The following is a 2578-nucleotide window of genomic DNA, read 5'->3' as shown; positions in this document are numbered from 1 at the left end:
GTAAGCGGCTCCGCGTTTATACCATTGTAGTCTTCTCTTTTGTTCGTACCTTTGCACCATAATTTTAAAATCACATGAATTATGACAGCAAACGAACGTTTTGAGAAGGCTTGGGGTTCCTTCTTAGTATATCTGAATCGAAACCCCAAGGCTCAACTTACTCCTTTCTTGAAGGAAAGACATATAAATCATCGCACCATGATGAACTGGATGTGCGAAAAAGGATATTCAGTTTTACATGCCAAGCATGAAATCCGCCAAGCCCAGGAGGCAGCCCGCAGCGAAAAAGCAGAAGCATCTACATCAAGTACAGGCATGATGTTCGTGCCTATGGAACCTCCTACTATAGACCTTCCTATGGAAGACCTCCTTTATGGCATAAACATAACCTTTCCAAATGGAACTGTAGTTTCCGTTAAAAAAGGATGTGCCAAGTCTGTTATGGCGTTAATGAAACTTTATGAGAAGGAGGATGCTGTATGTTTGGATTGAATGAGAGTACCCAATTCTATGTCTGCCAGAGATATGTCCGAATGAACATGGGCATAAATGGCTTGTATCAGATAGTGAGAACCGAGATGGAACTTCCGCCACTTGGTGGTGCGGTATTCATCTTCTTCTCCAAGAACCGCCAGCAGGTAAAATTGCTCAAATGGGATGGCGATGGTTTCTTGCTGTACCAGAAGCGACTGGAGCGAGGAACCTTTGAATTGCCATTCTTTGACCCCAAGAACAAACAATGCAAAATGCCGTACAGGACACTATCGGCCATCATGAGCGGAATTTGCCTAAAAAGCATGAAATATAGAAAGAGGCTTAACTTATAGCTTTGCTATGCTGTATTTAACATGTTGTATATCAGTAAGATAATAAGAATAAATATCTGAAGATACTTGCATATCTCGATATTTTTTCGTACCTTTGCACTATGACAAAGGACGAAATTATAGTACTTTTGAAGGAACAACTTCAGCTTGCCAACGAACAACTTCAGCAAGCCAATACTACAGTGAGTTCGTTGACTACACAGGTCAACGAACTCATTGAACGTATAAAGTCATTAGAAGAATTACTCGTCCAGAAAGGAATCGCCATTGACAAAGCGAATCGTCAGAACAAGGCACTCGGCAAGCTCGTTTCAGGCAAGAAGTCCGAACGTCAGGAAAAGAATCCACAAGCCTCGATGACCCAGGAGGAATTTGACAAGAAGAAAACAGAGCAGGCCGAAAAAAGAAAGGCCCGCAAAAACAACGGTGCCAAGCGTGACATGCATTACGAGATGAAAGAGGTGCATGTTACGATAGATCCAGTCATGGATGCAGAGCTTTTGAAGACGTTGCGTCTCTTCGGGACTCGTACCTGTATACGTTACAGCATGGAACCCATCAAGTTCATCAAGACCGTGTATCACATCAACACTTATACGGATGGAAGTATCATGTATCCGGGGAAGACTCCGCCGGCTCTGTTGTTGAATTCTTCCTATTCACCTTCCTTTGCAGCAGGACTCCTGCAGATGCGATACATCTATTCCATGCCGGTAGAGCGAATCACCAAATACTTTGCCGACAATGGGTTTACGTTAAGGAAAGCTACGGCAAACAAGCTGATTGCCAGAAGTGCTGATGTACTGGAAAACTTCTATAAGGCTATCTGCCAAGTAGTGTTGCAGCAGGATTATGTCTCGGCAGACGAGACATACCATAAAGTGCTGCTAGCCAAGACAAAGCCTACAGACAAGGGGTCGAAGAAAGGCTACCTCTGGGCTGTAAGTGCGCCTGAACTGGGACTTGTCTTCTTCGTATATGAGGATGGTTCACGCTCTGAGCAGGTCATACTTAACGTATTCTCAGATTATAAAGGTACCATACAGAGTGATGCATATGCTCCTTACCGGAAACTGGAGTCGGATGCTTATCCGGACATCATGAGAATCGCCTGCCTACAGCATGTCAAGAGAGACTTCGTCGACTGCGGCAAGGAAGACAAGGATGCTCAGGAAGTCGTAGATATCCTCAACAGATTTTATCGAGAAGACAAAAAACATAAGGTTGGGGTAAATGGATGGACCGTTGAAGACCATCTAGCCTATCGGCAGTCATACGCACCGGACATTTTACAGGATTTATTGGAGAAACTGGAGGAAATATCTTCCAGGAAGGATTTGCTGCCCAAGTCTACCTTGGCGCAGGCGGTTGGTTATGCCCTTAATGAATATAATGCCATTTGTGACATCTTTAAAAGAGGTGATACGGCTCTCGATAACAACTACATTGAGAGAATCCAGAGGTACATATCACTATCAAGAAGAAACTCAATGTTCTTTGGCTCGCACGAAGGAGCAAGCCGGGCGGCTATCCTATATTCCATCGCCATCTCATGCAGGCTGAATGGCATTAATCTGTTTGAATACATATGCGACGTAATAGAAAAGACTGCAGAATGGCAACCAAATACCCCATTGGAAAAATATAGAGACTTACTTCCTGACCGATGGAAAAAGCAGTAGCAGCATTTGTTTAATCAGCTGTTACTGCTTTTTTTGAATTATGCAAGGTATAAACGCGGAGCCGCTTAC

The 2578-nt window shown here is 43.7% G+C and carries 3 protein-coding genes; all 3 read left to right on the top strand.

The window, feature by feature from the left end; translation table 11 throughout:
• The first annotated feature begins 81 nt into the window (after positions 1-81).
• Complete coding sequence (locus F7D73_RS04655; protein WP_153122553.1) at positions 82-492, top strand: hypothetical protein; 411 nt, start codon at positions 82-84, stop codon at positions 490-492.
• Positions 480-827 carry an IS66 family insertion sequence element accessory protein TnpB gene (tnpB, locus tag F7D73_RS04650; RefSeq protein WP_089545422.1) on the top strand — a complete coding sequence of 116 codons (348 nt, stop codon included), beginning with the start codon at positions 480-482 and terminating at the stop codon, positions 825-827. The genes F7D73_RS04655 and tnpB overlap by 13 nt, the downstream gene beginning before the upstream one ends.
• A 101-nt stretch (positions 828-928) precedes the next feature.
• Positions 929-2509, top strand: coding sequence for an IS66 family transposase (tnpC, locus tag F7D73_RS04645; RefSeq protein ID WP_153122551.1), 1581 nt, complete (start codon positions 929-931; stop codon positions 2507-2509).
• The last annotated feature ends 69 nt before the right edge of the window (positions 2510-2578 follow it).

The organism is Segatella copri, from assembly GCF_009494395.1.
GTDB lineage: Bacteria > Bacteroidota > Bacteroidia > Bacteroidales > Bacteroidaceae > Prevotella.
Note: the sequence above shows the minus strand (reverse complement) of the source record. Positions and strands in the feature narration are given on the sequence as shown.